The following is an 18,277-nucleotide window of genomic DNA, read 5'->3' as shown; positions in this document are numbered from 1 at the left end:
TGCGAAACTGGCTGACGACATGGCTAGTGATGAATCGTCGACTCCGCACGACCCGTTCGACCTGCAGCGCTTCGTCGACGCGCAGGAGCGCGTGTACGACACCGTGCTGGCCGAGCTGCGGGCCGGCCGCAAACGTAGTCATTGGATCTGGTTTGTCTTTCCGCAGTTGCGCGGACTCGGCAACAGTGCGACGGCGCAGCGATACGGGATCGCCTCGCTCGAGGAGGCGCGGGCATACCTCGCTCACGACGTGCTGGGTCCGCGACTGGGGGAGTGTGCGCACCTGGTCGCGCGCAGCGCACAGGCGTCGGCCGACGACTTGTTTGGCTGGCCGGACAAGCTCAAGGTGCGGTCGTCGATGACGTTGTTCAGCCGAGCCTCCGACGACCCGGCTGTTCAGGCAGTCTTCGATCAAGTGCTGACGAAGTACTACGACGGCGAACCGGACCCCCTCACGATCGAACGCCTCAACGCGGCGCGATGACCAACCACCCGTGCGGTCCAGCTTCGGTCATGGTCACGACGTGCGACGGCGGCGCTCCCGACCCTGCCAGGATTTCCCCCCGGCCGAACCCCAGTTCGGGTAACGAAATCGGCAGCGGCTCGTCGTCGATGTTGAGCGCGACGATCAACGATTCGGACCCGGTGCCAACCTGGTAGACGTACCGGCGGTTGGTCAGCAGCAGCGAGCAGGTGCGCGCCGAGTGCAGCCACGCGTGGCGTCGGCGCAGTCCGATCAGGTACCGGTGCAGCCGGAACACGTCGTCGCCGTGCTCGTCGACACTCACCGGAGGGGTGGCGAACTGCGGCCGCACAGCGTCGTCGCCGCCGAACCGTTCCTCCTTGATTCCCCGGTAGGCGAACTCGTCACCGGCGTACACGGTGGGCGTACCACCGGTCGTCATCTGCAGCACCAACGCGTGTTCCAGGTGGCGGATGTCGTCCAGTCGGCTGGCGATACGGGTGACGTCGTGGTTTCCGACGAATGTCGCGGGCACGAAGGTGTCGAGGAAGTCGTTGTGCCGCACCAGCGCCCAATCCAGCTCGTGGAAGTTGCCGTCGTTGAGGCTGCTCCAGACGGCCTTCCACAGTTCGTACTGCGTCACCGAGTCGAAGCCGGTCGCGCGGACGCGCTGCGCGTAGTCGCCGTGGATGATCTCGGCGAGAATGTATGCGTCGGGGAACTGCTCGCGGACCCGCGGCAGCACCTGGGCCCAGAACCGGTCGGCGACGGCATAGGCCGCGTCGAGGCGCCAGCCGTCGGCGCCGCGGCGCAGCCAGTGCGTCATGACGTCGACGACGTAGTCGACCACCGCCGGGTTGTCGTGATCCAGCGCGACCAGATCGCCGTGCCCTTCGAACGTGACGACTTCGTTGCCGCGCTTGCGAAACCACGACGTGTTGGCGAAATCAGTTCCGACATGGTTGAACACGCCGTCGAGCAGTACTCGCAGACCGCGGCGGTGCGCCTCGCCGACGAGGGTCTCGAAGTCCTCGCCGTCACCGAGTCGCGGGTCGATGCGGAAGTGGTCGGTGGTGTCGTAACCGTGGGTGCGCGAGGAGAAGACCGGCCCGAGCGCGATGCCCGACGCGCCGAGCCCTATCGCGTGATCAAGCCAGTCGACGATGCGGCGCAGCAAGTGCTCCTCCGGTCCCGGTGGCGGCTCGGCGGGATATGCGCCGACGAAGCCGAGCGGGTAGAGGTGCCACCAGATGACGTGTTCGACCCAGGCGGGTTCGGTCACCGGAACTTCGTCTCGTACAAGGTCTTCATCGTCTCTTCGAACTGCGTGGCCGGACCGTCGACCACGACGCCGGGGGCGACCGTGGTGATCGGCAGTGACGCCACCGGCGGCGGCGGCGCACCCCATTCGGTCAGCCACCGGGACAGCTGCGCCGACGACGCGGCGTACACGATGCGTCCCAGGCCGACCCAGGCGTGGGCTGCCGCGCACATCGGGCAGTGCTCGCCGGAGGTGTAGACGGTCGCGTCGGCGCGCTGCTCGGCGGACATGTTGGCCGCCGCCCAGCGGGCGATCGCGAACTCCGGATGGCGGGTGTGGTCACCGTCCTTGACGCGGTTACGGTCCTCGAGCAACGTACGGCCGGTGCCGTCGACGAGGACGGAGCCGAACGGTTCGTCGCCGTGGTCGAGCGCTTCTCGCGCCAACTCCACGCAGCGGCCGAGACGGGCGAGATCCTCGTCGTTGATGGCCACAGTCGAAGTCTACGGATCAGTCGCAGCAGCCCGAGAAACCTCCAGCCGGCAGGCGCACGGCGCGCGGATGGGTACGTCGGCACCCGCCGCGGCCAACGCGAGCTGTTGGCCGATGATCGCCGCCTCGGCGTAGGACCACACCAGCCCACGGTCGAACCACACCTGCGCCTGCGGCGACGGTGGCTCAATCGGCCGGGGATAGGCCCCGAGGTCGTAATAGGTCGCGTCGCCGAGCGAGACGCTCATGCACGGCACGGTGATTCACCCGCGCGGCGGTCGCGAGGACTGCGAGCAGGCATCCCGCGGCGCCCCACAGCGCCAGGGTGAGAACGGGTGTCGGCGACCCGTTGCCGTCGAAGTAGACCACGCTGCGCAACAGCGAAACGCCGGCGCCCTGCGGCACGATCGCGCTGAGGGTCGAGTAGAACCCCGACAGCAGTGGACGGCCGACCGGACCCGCCGCCGCGGCGTTGCCGATGATCACGAGAAAGCCCGTCAGTGCCAGTGAGGCGGTGGAGCCGAACGCCGCGGCGACACCGGTGATCGCACCGCTCACCGCCATGGAGTAAAGCCACAGCGCGCCGAACACCTGCCAGGTGTGCCCGACCAGGGCACCGAGGATCACATCGACGTAGAGCGTGACACCGCCCGCCAGCAGCGCCGAGTAACCGGCAAGTGTCGCGGTGCGCAGCACCAGGCTGATGGGCCGCCGGACGGTGCCCATGAACCTGCCGAGCACGGCGGCCGCGACCGTGGCGCCGATGGAGACGAAGATGACCGCATAGAACTCCACGGTGCCCGAGGGATCGCCGGCGGAGGGGGGCGCGACGTCCTCGACGACCGCATGCAGACCCGCCTTCGCCGCGACCGCCTCACCGACGCTCTCCGCCGCCGTCGCCACGCTGCGGCCGCCACCACCCGCGATGTAGATCGTCATCGCACCACGGGGATCGACGGCGAACGCCGCGTCGGTCTTGCGTTCGTAGACCTGCTGGCGCGCCGCGGCCCCATCGTGAACCTCGTTGACTGTCAACGCATCCTGATGGAGGAGACCATCGACCATCTGCGGCGGCCCTGCGACGGCCACCGAGAGATTGTGCAGCTCGGGTTTGGCGAATGCTCCGGAATAGCTTGCGATCATCGCGATGACGACCAGCATCATGCCGAGCAGCGCCAGCGCGGTGACGCGCAGTGCGGTGCGGTCACGCACGGGGGAGCGCTCCGCGGCGTGGTGTCTACCCATGGTGTGAACCTCGTGAATGTTCGGGAACGCCCAGTAGGGCGTTGACGGTGTCGAGCGCGGCCCGCACCCGATCGGCAAGGTCGGTGGAGTCGGGGTCGTCCATCCAGGACCGCAGAACCTCGGTGAAGCCGCCGACGAGGAACCGGGTGACGGCTTCTGGGCCCACACCGGCGATCGCCGAGACCGAGGGGATGGCGGCAGCGGCCATCTCTTCGCACGCCGGCGTCAGTTCGCCACGGAATGCGGCGACGACGCGTTGGGTCACCGTGCTGGGCACGACGTTGCGGTACATCGCCCGATGTTCGGCGACGAAGTCGAACAACCGCAGGACCCGTACGCGCGCGTCCCCGCCGATGTCGGCGGTCGCCGCGGCGAACGCCACGGTGACGGCGGTCGCGACGGCGTCGTCGCGGTCGGTGAAGTGCTGATAGAAGACCTGCCTGCTGACACCGGCACGCGCCACGATGTCACCGACAGTCAACCGGTCGACCGGTTGCTCGTGTGCCAACGCGAACGCCGCCTCCCGAAGCCGGGTGCGCACTCGCTCGGCGCGGGGGTCGGCGCTGTTCGCACGTGCTGCCATACGGGCAGACTAGGCCACTTTGTAGACAATTGACTACGACAAGCTAGGTAATCTAATGCAGATCCAACCGCCGATGTGACGTCCGGCGCACCGACGCCGGTTCGTGCCCACTTCGATCACCTCAGCCGCCCTGCCCGGTCGAGGATCTCTCCGTCGTCGGTGCGGCGCCGGGTCGCTGGCCGGACGGGTCGTTCACTGCGCAGGCGCGGTCCGCGCGCCGATGACGCGGGTCACCAGCAAGTGGTACAGCATGGCCACGAAGGTCACGGTCCATGCCGCCAACGCCACCCAGCTCTCGAGGGAGCCGATCTTCTGCACGAGCGGAAGATGGTCGGCGTGGCCCAGGTAGAACCCACCCACGCCGTACATGCCGAGCGGAAACACCACGCTCCAGAGTGGGGCCTCGTAACGAAGGGGAATGCGGTGAACCACGTGCCGCCAAATTCCAGCTGCAAGCAGCGGTGGGATCAACCAGGTGCCGAACGCCCAGAACAGCACCGACGTTCCGGCGATCAGACCCCTGGTAGCGGCGACCATCGGCGCGTCGGCCATCTCGACGATGCGGGCGCCGGCGACAACGGTGATCGCGGTGGCACCCATCGCCACCCAGTAGGGCGGGGTCAGGTCCTCCGGACGCAACGGGTAGAGCAGCATCCGGGCGGCAACGAAAAGCCCTGCGGCACCGTACAGGAACACACCCACCGACCAGGAAAACACGGCGAGCAACGCCAGTTCCCGATGTCCGCCTGCGACGACGGGCTGCAACACGGCGGCGAGCACCGCGATGGACTGGCTGGCAACCACCCAGATGAACCAGGTACCGTTCGCGCGCTGCAGTACCGGCCGCTGGGAGCGGCCCAGCACCGCTGTCCAGGGCACCACGTAGCCCAGGACCAGCCAGGCCAGCGAGGCGACCACCAGGAGCGTGAAAGCGGCCGGATAGTGACCGTCCAGGGCCAGTCGAGTGCCGAGCACACCGGTCGCGGCGACAAAGGTGAACAACCCGAATGCACGGCGCGGATCAGCGAGGTCGTCAGCGACGTCACTGCGGAAGATCAACGTGCGCAACAGGTTCAACGCGATCAGTACGACGTAGGCAACGCACGCCACCCACAGCAGCACAACAGAAAGGACGTACGCGCGGTGGCTGTGCATCGCGATCGACACGATTCCGCTCGCCATCACCAGCGCAAAGTATCCGGGATGAAGGGTCCGCACGCCTTCGCGGGCGCCGGTGCGTGGTCCGTCGTCACCGAGGAACGACGCCGGGCCGTGACGCTTTGCGGTCACCACGTGACAAACCCCCTTCGAAGCCGTGCGGGGCGGCCCCCGATAATGCTTTCGTCATACCACCCGTACGAACCGCGGGGTAGGGATCGCGCATCCGCGCGTCCGCGCCCACCGAAGCGCCGGGTGAGGTCGATCAGCACATCCCAGCAAGTGCATCTGCTCGGTCGGAGGTGTCAGGATGGCGCGCCGCACGTAATCGGCAACAGTCGGATGCTCTTCGAGCATGCGGTTCACCGCCGCATCGCGGGCGGCGGCGTGCCTGCGAGGATCGTCGATTGTGGCGTGACGGTGGAGGCCGAAAGACTGTTCATTGAGCCGAAGTGGGTTCGCGGATGACGCCGATCTCGGACAGGCTGCGAGTGATCGAGGCGATCTCGGCGACCAGTATCCGGGCGGCGCCGTCGTCGTCGGTGAGCCCGTCTGCCCGCTCGCGCACCTGCTGGTTGGCCACAGACAACGCTGCGAGGTCGACGGTCCAGGGTGTTCCCGGATTCGGCGGTGCCCCGCGTAGTGCGTCGACGAAGTCGTCCACGGCGGCGATGAATTCCGGTGTCAGCGTGGCGGATGGCTGACTCGGTAGGTTGTCCTCCAGAGCGGTGCACGAGATGGTGACGGCGTTCAGCGCGGTGCGGTATGAACGCAGCCACCGACGTAGCTCGCGGGAGTCCATCCGAGTGGCTCCCGACGCGGCCTCGAATCCGGCGCGGGCGCGATACGCGTGCTGCCACGCCGAGGACACGGCATCGCTCGGATGGTCGAGCGGATGTACGTAGGCGCGCACAACGGTTGCCGCGTAGTCGATTTCGGTCTTGAGAAGTTCGCCGGCTCGATGAGCCAACCGGGTCAGCGCGTGGTCCGGCAACGCGACGTGCGCTACGACGGCGAGTCCGCCTCCGATGATGACCGAGAACAACCGGTCCTCGAGCGTCGCCCCGGAGGTGACGGCGTCGATCTCGAGAAGGAATACGACGGCGGCGGCCACGGTTGCGCTGGTGGCGATGTACCCCGTTCTGGTCACCGCGTAGGTCGCGGCGAGACAGAGCACCGCCAGCACGGCGGCGAACAGACCCGTGGGGCGCAACAGCAGCACGATCGCCGAAGCCACGACAATGCCGGTGGCGATGCCCGCCAGTCGTCCGACACAGCGCGTATACGTGTGCGCGGTCTCGGGACGTAACACCATCAACACGGCGAGCGCGATCCAGTAGCCGTGCGCGATGGGGGCGAAGCGGTCTGCGGACGCAGCCAGGGCGACGGCTGCCGACAACCGCATGGCATGCCGGAGGATCGGCGAGGTCAAGGTCATGTGTGCCCGTACCGTCGTCATCGCCGCACGCAACGGGCTGATCAGATCGGGTCGGTACAGGTCGGGGAACCGCAACTCGGCCGCTTCGTGCAATTGCTGCGAAAGACGCTCGACCCCGGGGCTTTCCGGCTTACTCAGCGCGGCCACTGCGGCATCCAGCCGGACCAGGCCGTGCTCGGCGTTTCTTCGCGCGGTGTGGGTGTGGTCGGCGATCGCGTCCAGCACTTCGGCTGCGGCTGCCAGCATCCGTGAGATCTCTTCGCGGTTGGCCTCGGGGGTCCCGCGCAGCATGCGCAATGTCGCCATGATTCGTTCGGGCAACCGGTGCCCGCCCCGGTAGGCCTCGGGGTGACGGCTTGCCTGGGTGTCGACGAACGCGTCGCGCAACGACGGCATCAGGGTCGCGGCGGCGGGGGCCTCCGCGTCCTGGGCAACCTGGCGCGCATCGGCGGCCAGGGCTCGGTATGCCTCGGTCAACGCCTCGCGTTGCGTGCGCCATCGCTGCGGCGGCCAGACGGCGATCAGCGCCGACTGCACGGCACCGCCGACGATCGTCAGCAGCGTCGGAACCAGAACGGACGCCGCCGTCGGAGCCAGCGGCGGCGCAATCGCGAGCAGGGCGGCACTGGCGGCGGCGACCAGGCCCGCGTTCCTGCCGACCGCCCATTGCAGGCCTGCGCCGAAGCACCAGAGCGCGAGCGCTGCGATGAACACGGCGTCGAACGACGAACACAGCGAGCCGATAAGGACCGCCACGCCCATCTCCACGGCCACGACGAGCACCCGGGTGGCCCGCCCGCCGGGGCTGTCCTGCAGGGCGATGGCGCCGGCGACCACTGCCGCGCCCGCCGCCCACACGGCGGTAGCACCCGAGTCCCACAGCAGCGCGATGGCGGCGACCGCCAATACGCCGAGCAGGCTCCTGGCCACCGCCCCGGCGTCGGGCACGGTGGGCCGGAGGGCGTCGATGAGCCGGCTGCGGGTGCTCACGCACTCATTCTGACGCCTCCGGACCATCACCGGCGCAGTACACGCATCTGATCTGTGTCGGTCTCGGCGCCGTGGCCCTGGTCCGACGGTGCGCGGCGTGTCAAACCCCATGTGGCACATGGCAAAGCGTCCTCCGAAAGCACCGCTTCGGATCCGCTCGATTCCTCTGCGATGACTCGGGTTGGGGGCTACAGTCAGTCGACGGGGTTGCCTGCCGGTCCGGCACACAAATCCCGTCATACGAGAACCACCGAGCGAATCCGCGAGTATCGACGGATGGCCGGCCGCGGCGACGAAGGGAATCGTGATGAGCACTGCGGCCGAGCGAGCAGCCCAACTCGATCTGGTGGCCCGGTTGAAGTCGGCCTATCCCGAGCTGCCGGATGCCCCGACGCCGGACCTCCTCGATCACAACCGGATCACCGCGTACCTCAAACCCGTCCACGACGTCGGCGGTGAACCGGACGCGCCGATGAAGTACGAGAACAAGCAGTATGAACTCTGGGAGCACATGACCTATGTGATCTGCGAGGTGCTCGCGTGGCGCGGCATCTGGCTCTCGGAGGAACGCCGCCGGATCGGCAACGTCGACGTGGGCAGGGCAGAGTATCTGGGTCTGCCGTATTACGGCCGCTGGTTGTTGGCCGTCGCCCGGGTGCTCGTCGAGAAACACCACATCGGTCTGACCGAGTTGAGCGAGCGGATGGCGGAGGTCAAGGCGCGCTATGAGGGCGGGCTGGCCCCAAAGAAGCTGGAAGCCAAGCCGAGGTTCGAAGGCGACGGAGCAGACGTCAAGCGCAACGCTCATCACAAGCACGCGGTGGGCAAGGGGGACCCACAAATCTATGCCGGGCAGGCCGGGCAGCCGCAGTTCAAGGTCGGCGACGCGGTGGTCGTCCGTGAACTGCCGGTGATCTTCTACACGCGGACCCCGGAATACGTGCGCGGCGCGAAGGGCGAAATCGCAACCGTCGCCTACGAAAGCCCGGCCGCCGAAGACGAAACCTGGGACCGCCCGGCCAAACCGGAGTGGTTCTACGTCGTGCGGTTCAACATGGCGGAGTTGTGGCACGGCTACACCGGCACCGGCGACGACGTCATACAGACCGAGATCCCCGAGCACTGGCTGGAGGCCGCCCCATGACTGACCATGGTCACGATCACGACCATGAGAGCACCGTCGCACCGATGGTCGACGAGATCACCGACTTCGAGGTCCTCGAAATCGCGTTGCGTGAACTGTGTATCGAGAAGGGCATCTTCACCGCCGAAGAGCACCGGCGCTTCACCGAGTTCGCCGAGCAAATCGGGCCGAGCCCCGCGGCGGCCCTGGTCGCCAGGGCGTGGATGGATTCCGAATTCAAGAAGCTAGCCCTGGCAGAGCCCATGAGCGCCAGCAAGGAGGTCGGCGTCGACTGGATGGAACCAACCGGTTTCGGCACACCGAGCGACTTCACCGCATTCGAGATCCTCGAAGACACGCCGACGCTGCACAACGTGATCGTCTGCGCGTTGTGCTCCTGCTATCCCCGCCCCATCCTGGGCAATTCTCCGGAGTGGTATCGCACCCCGAACTACCGCAGGCGCATGGTCCGCTGGCCGCGTCAGGTACTGGCAGAGTTCGGGCTTTATCTGCCCGATGAGATCTCCATCCGGGTACAGGACTCCAACCAGAAACACCGGTTCATGGTGATGCCCATGCGCCCCGAGGGCACCGAGGACTGGACCGAGGAACAGCTCGCCGAAATCATCACCCGCGACTGCCTCATCGGAGTCGCACTGCCCAGGGCAGGCGTCACGACGAACGTCATCACCGACACCCGTCCCGCCGTACACCCTGCCTCCGAAGCATGAGCGGCACAACGGAACCCGGTATCGAACAGACGGCGATCGCGTCGCTGGAGAAAATCGTCGAGCGCAATCAAGTGTGGTCGCGGATGGCCGCCAAGTACGGGGTGGAAAACCCTGTGCCGCCGTGGAAGACAAGTTTGGACGGCATGTGCGACGCGCTCGACCGGGCCGCATGCGATGTCGATGTCTTAGACTTCAAGGCGCGTCGCGACGAAGAGGACGCGTTGTCGGCGACGCGCTACGCCGGGTTGCCCTATCCGGAGAGCCAGTTGGTGTCGCTTGCGCACTCGTTGGTGGCTCGCGGAATCATCGACGAGGACGAGCTGACACAACGCCTGGCCGGCATCCGCGAGCGGTTGGAAGCCTGATCGGCACGGCGCGTTAGGTTCGCTTCGTGGAAAAAGTCATCATCACGCTGCGGGGTGCCCCGGCCGACGACGCGTGGTGCGTGCGCATGCGCGAACACGTCGCCTCCGATCTGCTCGCCCTCGGAATGCCCGGGCTGACGGTCAACGTGCGCGACGGCGTGGTCCGCGACTCACTGATGACACTGACCACGCTGGATCCGCCCGTGATGGGCTTCGTCAGCGTGTGGACCCAGCAGTACTACGGCGATCAGCTGACCGATGCGATCTCCCGACTGAAACAGGAGGCCGACGACGTGGCGGCCTATCTGGTCACCGAATCGGTCCCGCTCGCGCCGCCGGCCACCGCGCCGGGCGAGCGGACCGAGGGCTTCACCAACGTCGCACTGCTCCGCCGGCCGGCCGATCTCGACGAGGCCACCTGGTTGACCCGCTGGCACATCGACCACACTCCGGTGGCCATCGAGACCCAGTCGACGTTCGGCTACACGCAGAACGCCGTGGTGCGCACACTGACGCCCGGTGCGGCGCCGATCTCCGCGATCGTCGAGGAACTGTTCCCGCATGCCGCGCTGTCCGACCTGCACGCGTTCTTCGGCGCGGCCGACGACGACGACCTCCGCTACCGGATGGAGCGCATGGTCGCCAGCACGGCGACCTTCGGCGCCAACCGCGACGTCGACACGGTGCCGACCAGTCGTTACGTGTACCGGACACCCTTCACCGATTCCGCTGCTGCACAGAGGAATTCATGACGACACTCGATGACGCAGTGGGGCTGGCCGCGGCCGACAACGGGCTGGCCGTTGTGTCGACGCTCCGCGGCGACGGCACCATCCAAGCCTCGGTGGTCAACGTCGGCAAGCTGGCGCATCCGGACACCGGCGCACCGGTCCTGGGCTTCGTCACCTACGGCAAGGTCAAGCTGGCCAACCTGCGCGTGCGTCCGCAACTGGCGGTGACCTTCCGCGACGGATGGCAGTGGGCGACCGTCGAAGGCAGCGCAGAGCTCGCAGGGCCGGACGATCTTCAACCATGGCTCACCGAGCCAGACCGGTTGCGGCTGCTGCTGCGCGAGGTGTTCGCGGCCGCGGGCGGAAGCCACGACGACTGGGCGGAATACGACCGGGTGATGGCCGAACAGCGGCGCACCGTGGTGCTCGTTTCACCCTCCCGGGTTTACCGCAACGGTTAACGCTTACGCTGCTGCCGTGGCTGAAACGACCCTGCAGATCGCCGATGACAACCGGGTCCGCACGCTGACCCTGAACCGGCCCGAGGTGCTCAACGCGTTCAACGAGGAGATGTACCTCGCGACAGCGGTCGCCCTCCAGGAAGCCGCCGCCGACCCGGAGGTGGCGGTCGTTGTGCTGACCGGCGAAGGGCGAGCGTTCAGCGCGGGTAACGACCTGAACGAGATGCACAGACGCATCACCGATCCCGCGTTCAACGAGCGGGGCAGCCACTTCACCACGATGATCGACGCGCTCGCCGACTTTCCGAAGCCGTTGATCTGCGCCGTCAACGGCGTCGGAGTCGGCATCGGCGCAACGATTCTCGGGTATTCGGATCTGGTCTTCATGTCTGCTGCTGCCCGGCTCAAGACGCCGTTCACAAGCCTGGGCGTGGCCCCGGAGGCGGCGTCCTCTTACCTGTTGCCGCGGTTGATGGGTCGGCAGAACGCCGCTTGGCTACTGATGTCGTCGGAATGGGTGGATGCGCCCGAGGCACACCGGATGGGACTGGCCTGGAAGGTATGTCCGCCGGAGGAGTTGCTGTCGGAAGCTCGCCGCCACGCCGAAGTGCTGGCATCGCGGCCCATCCCCAGCCTGATGGCGGTCAAGCAGACCATCGTGGCACCGACGCGCGACGGTATCGCCGCCGCGACCGCCCGGGAGAACGAACACTTCGCGGTGCTGATGGGCGCCGCGGCCAATGCGACCGCGCTGGCCGACTTCACCGGTAGGCGCGGGGAGAGCAGCGGAGGTTAGTGATTAACCGCTTTGGGCGTCGCCTCTTCGACATCGGCGTGTGCGGCGATGATCGCCCGCAGAGTGCGCCGGCACCTGCCGCAATCGCCACCCGCACCGCAGGCCTCGGCGATCTGCTTCGACGTCCGTGCCCCGTTGGACACGCATTCGGTGACGTCGTGGCTCGTGGTTCCGGTGCACAGGCAGACAAACATCGGCTCCCCCGTCAACCCTGCTCGGCCACGGCCATCAGATGGGCGAACCGGCCGACGAACTGAGTCGGGTAGGGGCCCAATCCCACGTTGGACATCCACTCCGCTGCCGCATCCGGGTGATCGACCCAGTGCTTCGCGGCGGCTTCGTCCTCGATCTCCTGCAGGATCATCACTTCCTGCCCGTCGTCGAGGGCGCGGTACACCCAGATCTTGCGCACCCCGCTGCGCTTGAAGCGCCCGATGCCGTCGTGAACCTTGACCATCAGCGCCGACACGTCCTCGACCGACGACATGACGCCCACCACCACGCGGCCCACGCGATCCGCGGGGGAGGGCGCGTACAGGTCGATCTTCTCGACCACTTCACCCCCGAAGATCGGTGGGATGTCGTCGACCCCGGCGATGTCGAACCACTCGAATACCGCGGATGATCGCAGGACGTCGCGGATTGACCGGGCGTTTCTAATTCCAATTGTCACGAGGACGCGATTCGGCTCCCAAATCGACTCATATAGGACGACATGATGGGCGCCGATCGAGTGCAGGTTTTCGCGACGCTTCTTGAGCCATTTCCACATTCGCTCGACGTCGGCAACTCGAAAATCGCACGCGAGAATCAATGAGTGGAGATCGTACTCACCCATCGATTCTTCCTGCCTACCTCGCGCCCTCGACAATGGTTAGCGCAGTCTAACCTTACTTAGCCTAGGCAGTCCAGAGTGGGGGTCGGCTCAGCGCCTCGAGCCGTCGGGGCGCGTCATGATTGAGCCGAAAACGCGCCTCGCCCAAGCAGTAAAGCAAGCTTGCGGGGCATAACTGGACTAGTTTGAGAGTGCGGCACCACAGCGAACGCGTGACCCCAGCCCCCAACTGCCTAGGAGCGACCATGCAAGGCGATCCGGACGTCCTCAAACTGCTGAACGAGCAGTTGACAAGCGAACTCACCGCCATCAACCAGTATTTCCTGCATTCGAAGATGCAGGCGAATTGGGGCTTTACCGAACTGGCCGAATACACGCGTAAAGAGTCCTTCGACGAAATGAATCATGCGGAGGACATCACCAACCGCATCCTTATGCTCGACGGGCTTCCGAACTACCAGCGACTGTTCTCGCTGCGCATCGGTCAGACCCTGCGTGAGCAGTTCGAGGCCGACCTGGCGATCGAGTACGAAGTGCTGGAGCGCCTCCGCCCGGGCATCATCATGTGCCGCGAGAAGGGTGACGCGACCTCGGCGACGCTGCTGGAGAAGATCCTCAACAGCGAAGAAGAGCACATCGATTACCTCGAGACGCAACTGCAGCTGATGGACAAGCTCGGCGATGAGCTCTACGCGGCGCAGTGCGTGTCGCGCCCACCGACCTCGCTGTAACTCTTGCAGTCGAGCGGTCGAGTCCGTCGGCGCCGCAAGAATGATCGGTGTCACCAGTGCCAAGCACCAGACCCGGCTCGCAGACGACACCCGGTCATGACACATCTCAGCAGTGAAAAGAAGGGCCCCGCCAGTATCTGGTACTGACGGGGCCTCTCTCCGTGTGCGCTGTGCTTATGCGCGAGGGTTGTTCGTGATGGTGCCGCCGCCGCGATTCGACGGGTAATCGGCGTCCTTGCGACGTTTCAGCCCCGCCAGTCCGAGCAGACCCAGCAGTCCCGCCAGGCCCCACAGGCCGTTGTCGCCGCTGTCGTCGTTGGCGTGTTGGTCCTGGGCGAGCGTTGTCGTGGTGGTCGCGGGCGCTTCGACCGTATCCGCGCTGGCGATACCGGCACCGCCGAACAACAGGGTCAGAGTAGTGGCTCCGATGACAAGTGGCTTCTGCATCTTCTCTCCTAAGTAGGTGTGGTCGGTCCCGAGGACCGCCACGCTCCGAGGTGGGACCAGGCTGCTCTAGTCGCCAGACTCAGCAGGCTTGCTGAGTTTGTTGCACCGGGCTTGATTTGCCAGGCGTGCGAAAGTGAAACCACTTTGAATAGCTAAGTGATGCCTAGCGCGGTGGTCTGCCGAGTTCAGGATGCACGTGTGACGTGCAGCACTCTTCCCTGCCTATAGTGCGCCCGTTTCGGCCTCAGCGAAGTGGGCGCAAAGTTCGCAGTAGAGGACGATCTACGAAGTGTCTGCCGTGCCGGGACGCCCCAACAATGCACGGACGACCCGGCGTGGCCCGTAGGGTCGAAGCATCTGGCTCGCGGGACTCGGGCGGACGCGTTGCGGCCACCAGAACCAGCGTCCGAGAACGACCGCGATTGACGGAGTCATGAATGCGCGCACGATCAGGGTGTCGAACAGCAGGCCAAGGCCGATGGTGGTCCCGATCTGACCGAGTACGCGCAAATCACTGAATACGAACGAAGACATAGTCGCGGCGAAAACGAGACCGGCCGATGTCACCACCGAGCCGGTGCCGGCCATCGTACGAATCATCCCGGTTTTGACCCCGGCGCCGATCTCCTCTTTGAATCGGGAAATCAACAATAAATTGTAGTCCGACCCGACGCCCAGGAGCACAATAATGGCGAGCGCGAGCACGATCCAATACAACTGGATGCCGAAAACATGCTGCCAAACCAGCACCGACAGTCCGAAAGAGGCACCCAACGAAAGCGTCACCGTGCCCACGATGACGATCGCGGCGACCAGGCTGCGCGTGACGAACATCATGATGAGCAAAATGAGACTCAGTGCGGCGATGACGGCAATGATCAGATCATATTTGGCGCCGTCCTGGATATCTTTGTATGTCGCGGCGGTGCCCGCGAGGGAGATCTCCGAACCCTGTAAGGAGGTGCCCTTCAAAGCCGTAGACACCACGTTCCTGATGGGGACGATATGCCCGATGCCCTGCGGAGTCGCAGGGTCACCCTCATGAGTGATGATCATGCGGGCCGCCTTGCCGTCCGGCGACAGAAACATCTTCAACCCGCGCTGAAAATCGGGATTGCCGAAGGCTTCCGGCGGTAGATAAAAGAAGTCATCGATCTTGGCGGCATCGAAAGCTTGTCCCATCGCGGTGGAGTTTTCGGTCATTTCCGCCATCTGATCGTAGATCCCCGACATCGTGGAGTAGTTGGACAGCAGCAGTTCATGATTGGTCTCTTGGCCGGCGATCTGGCCCGGTATCAATTCCACCAGTTGCGGTTGGACCGCATTCAACCTGTCCAAGCTTTCCTTGAAACTTTCCATCTGCCCGCTGAGCTTGTCGATCCCGTCGAGCGCCTCGAAAGCGGACCTCGCTGCTGCGCAGGACGGGATGTTGAAACAATGCTGTTCCCAATAGAAGTAATTACGAATTGGTCTTAGAAAATCGTCGACGTTCGCCATGTTGTCTCGGAGTTCGGTCAATGTGGCAGTCACTTCGTCGAAGCTTGCCACCTGGTCATTCGTCGCAGCGGCCATTTCCTGCTGAAGAGCATATTGACGCTTCAAGACGTCGATCGATTTCACCATCTCGTCGGCCTGCTTCAGCATGTCGTCGGCGCGGTCTTGCTGATAGGTGAGGTTCATGATCTGTCCGGTGTTTTGCATGCTGATCTGAAAAGGAATCGAGGCGTGGTCAATCGGCGTCCCCAGTGGCCGGGTGATGGACTGTACCTGGGCGATACCGGGAAGGCGAAACACCTCCCTGGCAACCCTGTCCAAGACAAGCATGTCGGCCGGATTGCGCATATCGTGGTCGGCCTCGATCATCAGCAAGTCGGGGTTCAGCCGGGCCGAGGGAAAATGGCGCTCCGCAGCGGCATAACCGACATTCGCCGGAGCACTGGCCGGGATGTAATGGCGCACATCGTAACTCGTCTCATACCCCGGCAAGGCCAGCAAGCCGACGAGGGCAACCGCACCGGTCACCGCCAAGATGGGCCCCGGCCAGCGGACAATGGCCGTGCCCACCCGCCGCCACCCACGCGTGCGCATCGTGCGTTTCGGTTCGAGAAGACCCAACCGACCACCCACGGTAACCACCGCCGGGATCAGCGTGAGCGCAGCCGCCAACGCAACCAGGACAGCGATCGTGACGGGAGCGCCGAGACTGTGAAAGTAGGGCAGCCGGGTGAAGCTGAGGCAGTACACCGCTCCGGCAATGGTCAAACCGGAGCCCAGAACGACGTGCGCGGTGCCGCGAAACATCGTGTGGAAGGCCGCCGGTCGATCCTCGCCGACCCCACGAGCTTCCTGATAGCGGCCGATGAAAAATATCGCGTAATCGGTCCCGGCTGCAATGACAAGCAATGTGAGCAGATTCGTCGCGTACACCGAAAGCCCGATGATCCCGGAGTCGGCCAGAAACGCGATGACCCCCCGCGCTGCAAGCAACTGCGCAAAAACCGTCAACAGCACCAGAAACATGGTGGCGACGGAACGATAGACAAAGAACAACATCACCGCGATCACCGCAAGGGTGATCAACGTGACTTTCACGGTGCCTTTGCTGCCCGCGCCGAACTGATCCGCGAGCAGGGGCCCCGCGCCGGTGACATAGGCGTGGACTCCGCTCGGCGGCAGCGTATTTGCCACGATGTCACGGACAGCATCGACGGACTCATTTGCCAAGGCCTCGCCTTGATTGCCGGCCAGATAGATCTGGACATACGCGGCCTTCCCGTCGGCGCTCTGGACGCCTGCGGCCGTCAGCGGGTCTCCCCAGAAGTTCTGGACGTTTTCTACATGCTTGGTGTCCTCGGCCAGCTTCTGAACCAACGTGTCGTGGTAGCGGTGCGCGTCCTCGCCGAGCGGCTCGTCGCCTTCCAGCACGACCATGGCCGCACTGTCGGAATCGAACTCGTGGAACACCTTGCCCATGCGCTTCATCGCCTGCAGCGACGGCGCATCCGCTGGGGTCAAAGACACGTTGCGTTCCTTTGCGACCTCTTCCAATCGCGGCACGGCCACGTTGGTCACTGCAGCCAGGCCCACCCAGAACAAGAGGATCGGCACCGCCAGCCGGCGGATCGTCCCCGAAAGGGAGGTTCGAGAGTCCTGCTCGTCGCTCACGAGGACTTGTCCACGCAGAAGGTATAGGCGTTGACGTTGTTGACGGCCCTCTCGTCTTTGACGACACCGTTGACGGTGATGCGGCAGCCGATGAAGTCGCTGTCGCCCTGCGCCACCACGTTCGCGAAGACGGCCGGCTGAGTCGTCGTAATCGTGAAGGCCCACGGAAGGGTGGCATCGTGGACCTGGCGCGGTTCGCTGTTGCCGTCCAGGTAGTTGATGGTCGCCACCGCCCCTTGGGAGCCGAAAACCTCAAGGGTTACGTGTTTAGGGTTGAACGGAACGATCTCATTCGAGATGCCGTCGCCAGGCGAAGCGTTGCTGTGACTTCCCAAAATCCCCTGGAGCCGATACACGCTGTACCCCGAGACCGCAACCACTATGACCGCGACCAGCAGCATCCAGCCTCTTTTCACCATTCCTCGGAGTGAAATCCTCTTCACCCGTTGGCCTTTCGATTGCAGGCGGCGCCAGCCTGACGAAAATCAGATGCCTCGCAGTCAGCGGGGATGTCGAGCACGGGAGAGAATCCGTTCGTTGCAGGGACCGACCACGTTCACTCTGCGCCGGCGACCGGCGTAATATCAACGATGATGAATTCTGTTTCCCGTCGGGGCCGCAGGCCGGGCAAGCCGGACACTCGCACGCAGATCCTCGACGTCGCCCGAAAGCGCTTCCTCGGGGGCGGATATCAGGCGGTCACGATGCGAGCAGTCGCAGCGGAGGCCGGCGTTGACCTTGCGCTGGTCAGCTACTACTTCGGTTCGAAGAAGGGCCTGTTGGGCGCTGCCCTCGCGCTGGCCGTCAACCCGGCCGACATCCTCGGTCGTGCCGCCGAGGGCGACACCGCACTGTTTCCCCAACGCGCCCTGCGCTCCCTACTCCGACTTTGGGAGGACCCCGAGAGTGGCGCGCCGCTGCGCGCGTTGATCGCCGGCGCCGCCCATGACGCGGTGGTGGCGAACCTGGTCAAAGAGATGATCGAGGTCGAACTCATCGACCTGATCGCGGAGCGGATTGGCGGGGCGAACGCCCGTAAACGCGCCGCAGCGTTCTGCGCCCAGCTGGCCGGCTTGATCGTAACCCGCTACATCCTGCGCCTCGAACCGATTGCCTCTATGCGCTCTGATGAATTAATCCGGCTCTACAGCCCGCCGTTACGACTGGCACTCAGGACCTGACCGCCGGTTTCGATGCCGGCTTCACGGTCTCGGCGTTCGCACGCTCGCGGGGGGCCCTGTCGCGGACCGGCGACAGCACCA

The 18,277-nt window shown here is 65.2% G+C and carries 21 protein-coding genes and 1 pseudogene; 9 read left to right on the top strand and 13 right to left on the bottom strand.

The window, feature by feature from the left end; genetic code table 11:
* The first annotated feature begins 19 nt into the window (after positions 1-19).
* Positions 20-484: a DUF1810 domain-containing protein gene (locus tag QGN32_RS23775; RefSeq protein ID WP_326546597.1), complete on the top strand. Its 465-nt coding sequence runs from the start codon at positions 20-22 to the stop codon at positions 482-484.
* On the opposite strand, the gene QGN32_RS23770 is transcribed toward QGN32_RS23775, so the two are convergent.
* The 8 genes and pseudogenes from QGN32_RS23770 to QGN32_RS23735 form a co-directional block, all read right to left on the bottom strand.
* Positions 468-1,745 (bottom strand): alpha-amylase family glycosyl hydrolase, encoded by a 1,278-nt coding sequence (locus QGN32_RS23770; RefSeq protein ID WP_326546596.1) that lies wholly within the window; start codon positions 1,743-1,745, stop codon positions 468-470. The two genes, QGN32_RS23775 and QGN32_RS23770, sit on opposite strands and share 17 nt — an antisense overlap.
* Entirely contained in the window at positions 1,742-2,218 is a 477-nt protein-coding gene (locus QGN32_RS23765; RefSeq protein ID WP_326546595.1) for a nucleoside deaminase, read from the bottom strand. The genes QGN32_RS23770 and QGN32_RS23765 overlap by 4 nt, the downstream gene beginning before the upstream one ends.
* A 9-nt stretch (positions 2,219-2,227) precedes the next feature.
* The gene (locus QGN32_RS23760) at positions 2,228-2,464 is read right to left on the bottom strand and encodes a hypothetical protein (RefSeq protein WP_326546594.1); all 237 of its coding nucleotides are present in this window, start codon (positions 2,462-2,464) and stop codon (positions 2,228-2,230) included.
* Positions 2,403-3,461: a hypothetical protein gene (locus tag QGN32_RS23755; RefSeq protein ID WP_326546593.1), complete on the bottom strand. Its 1,059-nt coding sequence runs from the start codon at positions 3,459-3,461 to the stop codon at positions 2,403-2,405. The genes QGN32_RS23760 and QGN32_RS23755 overlap by 62 nt, the downstream gene beginning before the upstream one ends.
* Positions 3,454-4,044 carry a TetR/AcrR family transcriptional regulator gene (locus QGN32_RS23750; RefSeq protein WP_326546592.1) on the bottom strand — a complete coding sequence of 197 codons (591 nt, stop codon included), beginning with the start codon at positions 4,042-4,044 and terminating at the stop codon, positions 3,454-3,456. Before QGN32_RS23750 ends, QGN32_RS23755 begins: the two co-directional genes overlap by 8 nt.
* Positions 4,045-4,236: 192 nt before the next feature.
* Positions 4,237-5,226: a tellurite resistance/C4-dicarboxylate transporter family protein gene (locus QGN32_RS23745; protein WP_326549233.1), complete on the bottom strand. Its 990-nt coding sequence runs from the start codon at positions 5,224-5,226 to the stop codon at positions 4,237-4,239.
* Between the two features lie 227 nt (positions 5,227-5,453).
* A pseudogene (locus QGN32_RS23740) lies at positions 5,454-5,604 on the bottom strand (TetR/AcrR family transcriptional regulator); the annotation flags it as partial.
* Between the two features lie 37 nt (positions 5,605-5,641).
* Positions 5,642-7,657 (bottom strand): FUSC family protein, encoded by a 2,016-nt coding sequence (locus QGN32_RS23735; RefSeq protein WP_442791758.1) that lies wholly within the window; start codon positions 7,655-7,657, stop codon positions 5,642-5,644.
* A 280-nt stretch (positions 7,658-7,937) separates the two neighbouring features.
* On the opposite strand from QGN32_RS23735, the gene QGN32_RS23730 reads away from it, so the two are divergent.
* From QGN32_RS23730 to QGN32_RS23705, 6 genes are read left to right on the top strand one after another with little or no spacing between them, the layout of a single operon-like run.
* On the top strand, positions 7,938-8,774 hold the full coding sequence (locus tag QGN32_RS23730; protein ID WP_326546590.1) for an SH3-like domain-containing protein: 837 nt from the start codon (positions 7,938-7,940) through the stop codon (positions 8,772-8,774).
* Entirely contained in the window at positions 8,771-9,484 is a 714-nt protein-coding gene (gene scnC, locus QGN32_RS23725) for a thiocyanate hydrolase subunit gamma (protein ID WP_326546589.1), read from the top strand. The genes QGN32_RS23730 and scnC overlap by 4 nt, the downstream gene beginning before the upstream one ends.
* The gene (locus tag QGN32_RS23720) at positions 9,481-9,849 is read left to right on the top strand and encodes a thiocyanate hydrolase (RefSeq protein WP_326546588.1); all 369 of its coding nucleotides are present in this window, start codon (positions 9,481-9,483) and stop codon (positions 9,847-9,849) included. The genes scnC and QGN32_RS23720 overlap by 4 nt, the downstream gene beginning before the upstream one ends.
* 26 nt (positions 9,850-9,875) lie before the next feature.
* Positions 9,876-10,601, top strand: coding sequence for a hypothetical protein (locus tag QGN32_RS23715; protein ID WP_326546587.1), 726 nt, complete (start codon positions 9,876-9,878; stop codon positions 10,599-10,601).
* Positions 10,598-11,041 carry a TIGR03618 family F420-dependent PPOX class oxidoreductase gene (locus QGN32_RS23710; protein WP_326546586.1) on the top strand — a complete coding sequence of 148 codons (444 nt, stop codon included), beginning with the start codon at positions 10,598-10,600 and terminating at the stop codon, positions 11,039-11,041. The genes QGN32_RS23715 and QGN32_RS23710 overlap by 4 nt, the downstream gene beginning before the upstream one ends.
* A gap of 16 nt (positions 11,042-11,057) precedes the next feature.
* A complete protein-coding gene (locus QGN32_RS23705) occupies positions 11,058-11,837 on the top strand; it encodes an enoyl-CoA hydratase/isomerase family protein (RefSeq protein ID WP_326546585.1) in 780 nt (259 codons plus the stop codon).
* Here the strand turns inward: QGN32_RS23705 and QGN32_RS23700 are convergent.
* Both QGN32_RS23700 and QGN32_RS23695 read right to left on the bottom strand, forming a co-directional pair.
* A complete protein-coding gene (locus tag QGN32_RS23700; protein ID WP_326546584.1) occupies positions 11,834-12,031 on the bottom strand; it encodes a (2Fe-2S)-binding protein in 198 nt (65 codons plus the stop codon). The genes QGN32_RS23705 and QGN32_RS23700 overlap by 4 nt on opposite strands.
* 11 nt (positions 12,032-12,042) lie before the next feature.
* Positions 12,043-12,675 (bottom strand): fatty-acid--CoA ligase, encoded by a 633-nt coding sequence (locus tag QGN32_RS23695; RefSeq protein ID WP_326546583.1) that lies wholly within the window; start codon positions 12,673-12,675, stop codon positions 12,043-12,045.
* A gap of 242 nt (positions 12,676-12,917) precedes the next feature.
* Here QGN32_RS23695 and bfr point away from each other — a divergent pair, with 242 nt between their 5' ends.
* Positions 12,918-13,403: a bacterioferritin gene (gene bfr / locus QGN32_RS23690; RefSeq protein WP_326546582.1), complete on the top strand. Its 486-nt coding sequence runs from the start codon at positions 12,918-12,920 to the stop codon at positions 13,401-13,403.
* A gap of 174 nt (positions 13,404-13,577) precedes the next feature.
* Here bfr and QGN32_RS23685 read toward each other — a convergent pair whose 3' ends face one another.
* From QGN32_RS23685 to QGN32_RS23675, 3 genes are all read right to left on the bottom strand, one after another.
* Entirely contained in the window at positions 13,578-13,850 is a 273-nt protein-coding gene (locus QGN32_RS23685) for a WGxxGxxG family protein (RefSeq protein WP_326546581.1), read from the bottom strand.
* A gap of 282 nt (positions 13,851-14,132) precedes the next feature.
* Positions 14,133-17,015, bottom strand: a complete 2,883-nt coding sequence (locus tag QGN32_RS23680; protein WP_326546580.1) for an MMPL/RND family transporter — start codon at positions 17,013-17,015, stop codon at positions 14,133-14,135.
* On the bottom strand, positions 17,012-17,416 hold the full coding sequence (locus QGN32_RS23675; protein WP_442791757.1) for an MmpS family transport accessory protein: 405 nt from the start codon (positions 17,414-17,416) through the stop codon (positions 17,012-17,014). Before QGN32_RS23675 ends, QGN32_RS23680 begins: the two co-directional genes overlap by 4 nt.
* Positions 17,417-17,608: 192 nt before the next feature.
* Here QGN32_RS23675 and QGN32_RS23670 point away from each other — a divergent pair, with 192 nt between their 5' ends.
* Entirely contained in the window at positions 17,609-18,196 is a 588-nt protein-coding gene (locus QGN32_RS23670) for a TetR/AcrR family transcriptional regulator (protein ID WP_326546578.1), read from the top strand.
* Positions 18,197-18,277 lie beyond the last annotated feature (81 nt).

It is taken from the genome of Mycolicibacterium sp. ND9-15, assembly GCF_035918395.1.
Lineage (GTDB): Bacteria > Actinomycetota > Actinomycetes > Mycobacteriales > Mycobacteriaceae > Mycobacterium.
The sequence above is the reverse complement of the archived record's forward strand: the minus strand, read 5'-3'. Positions and strand labels throughout refer to the sequence as shown.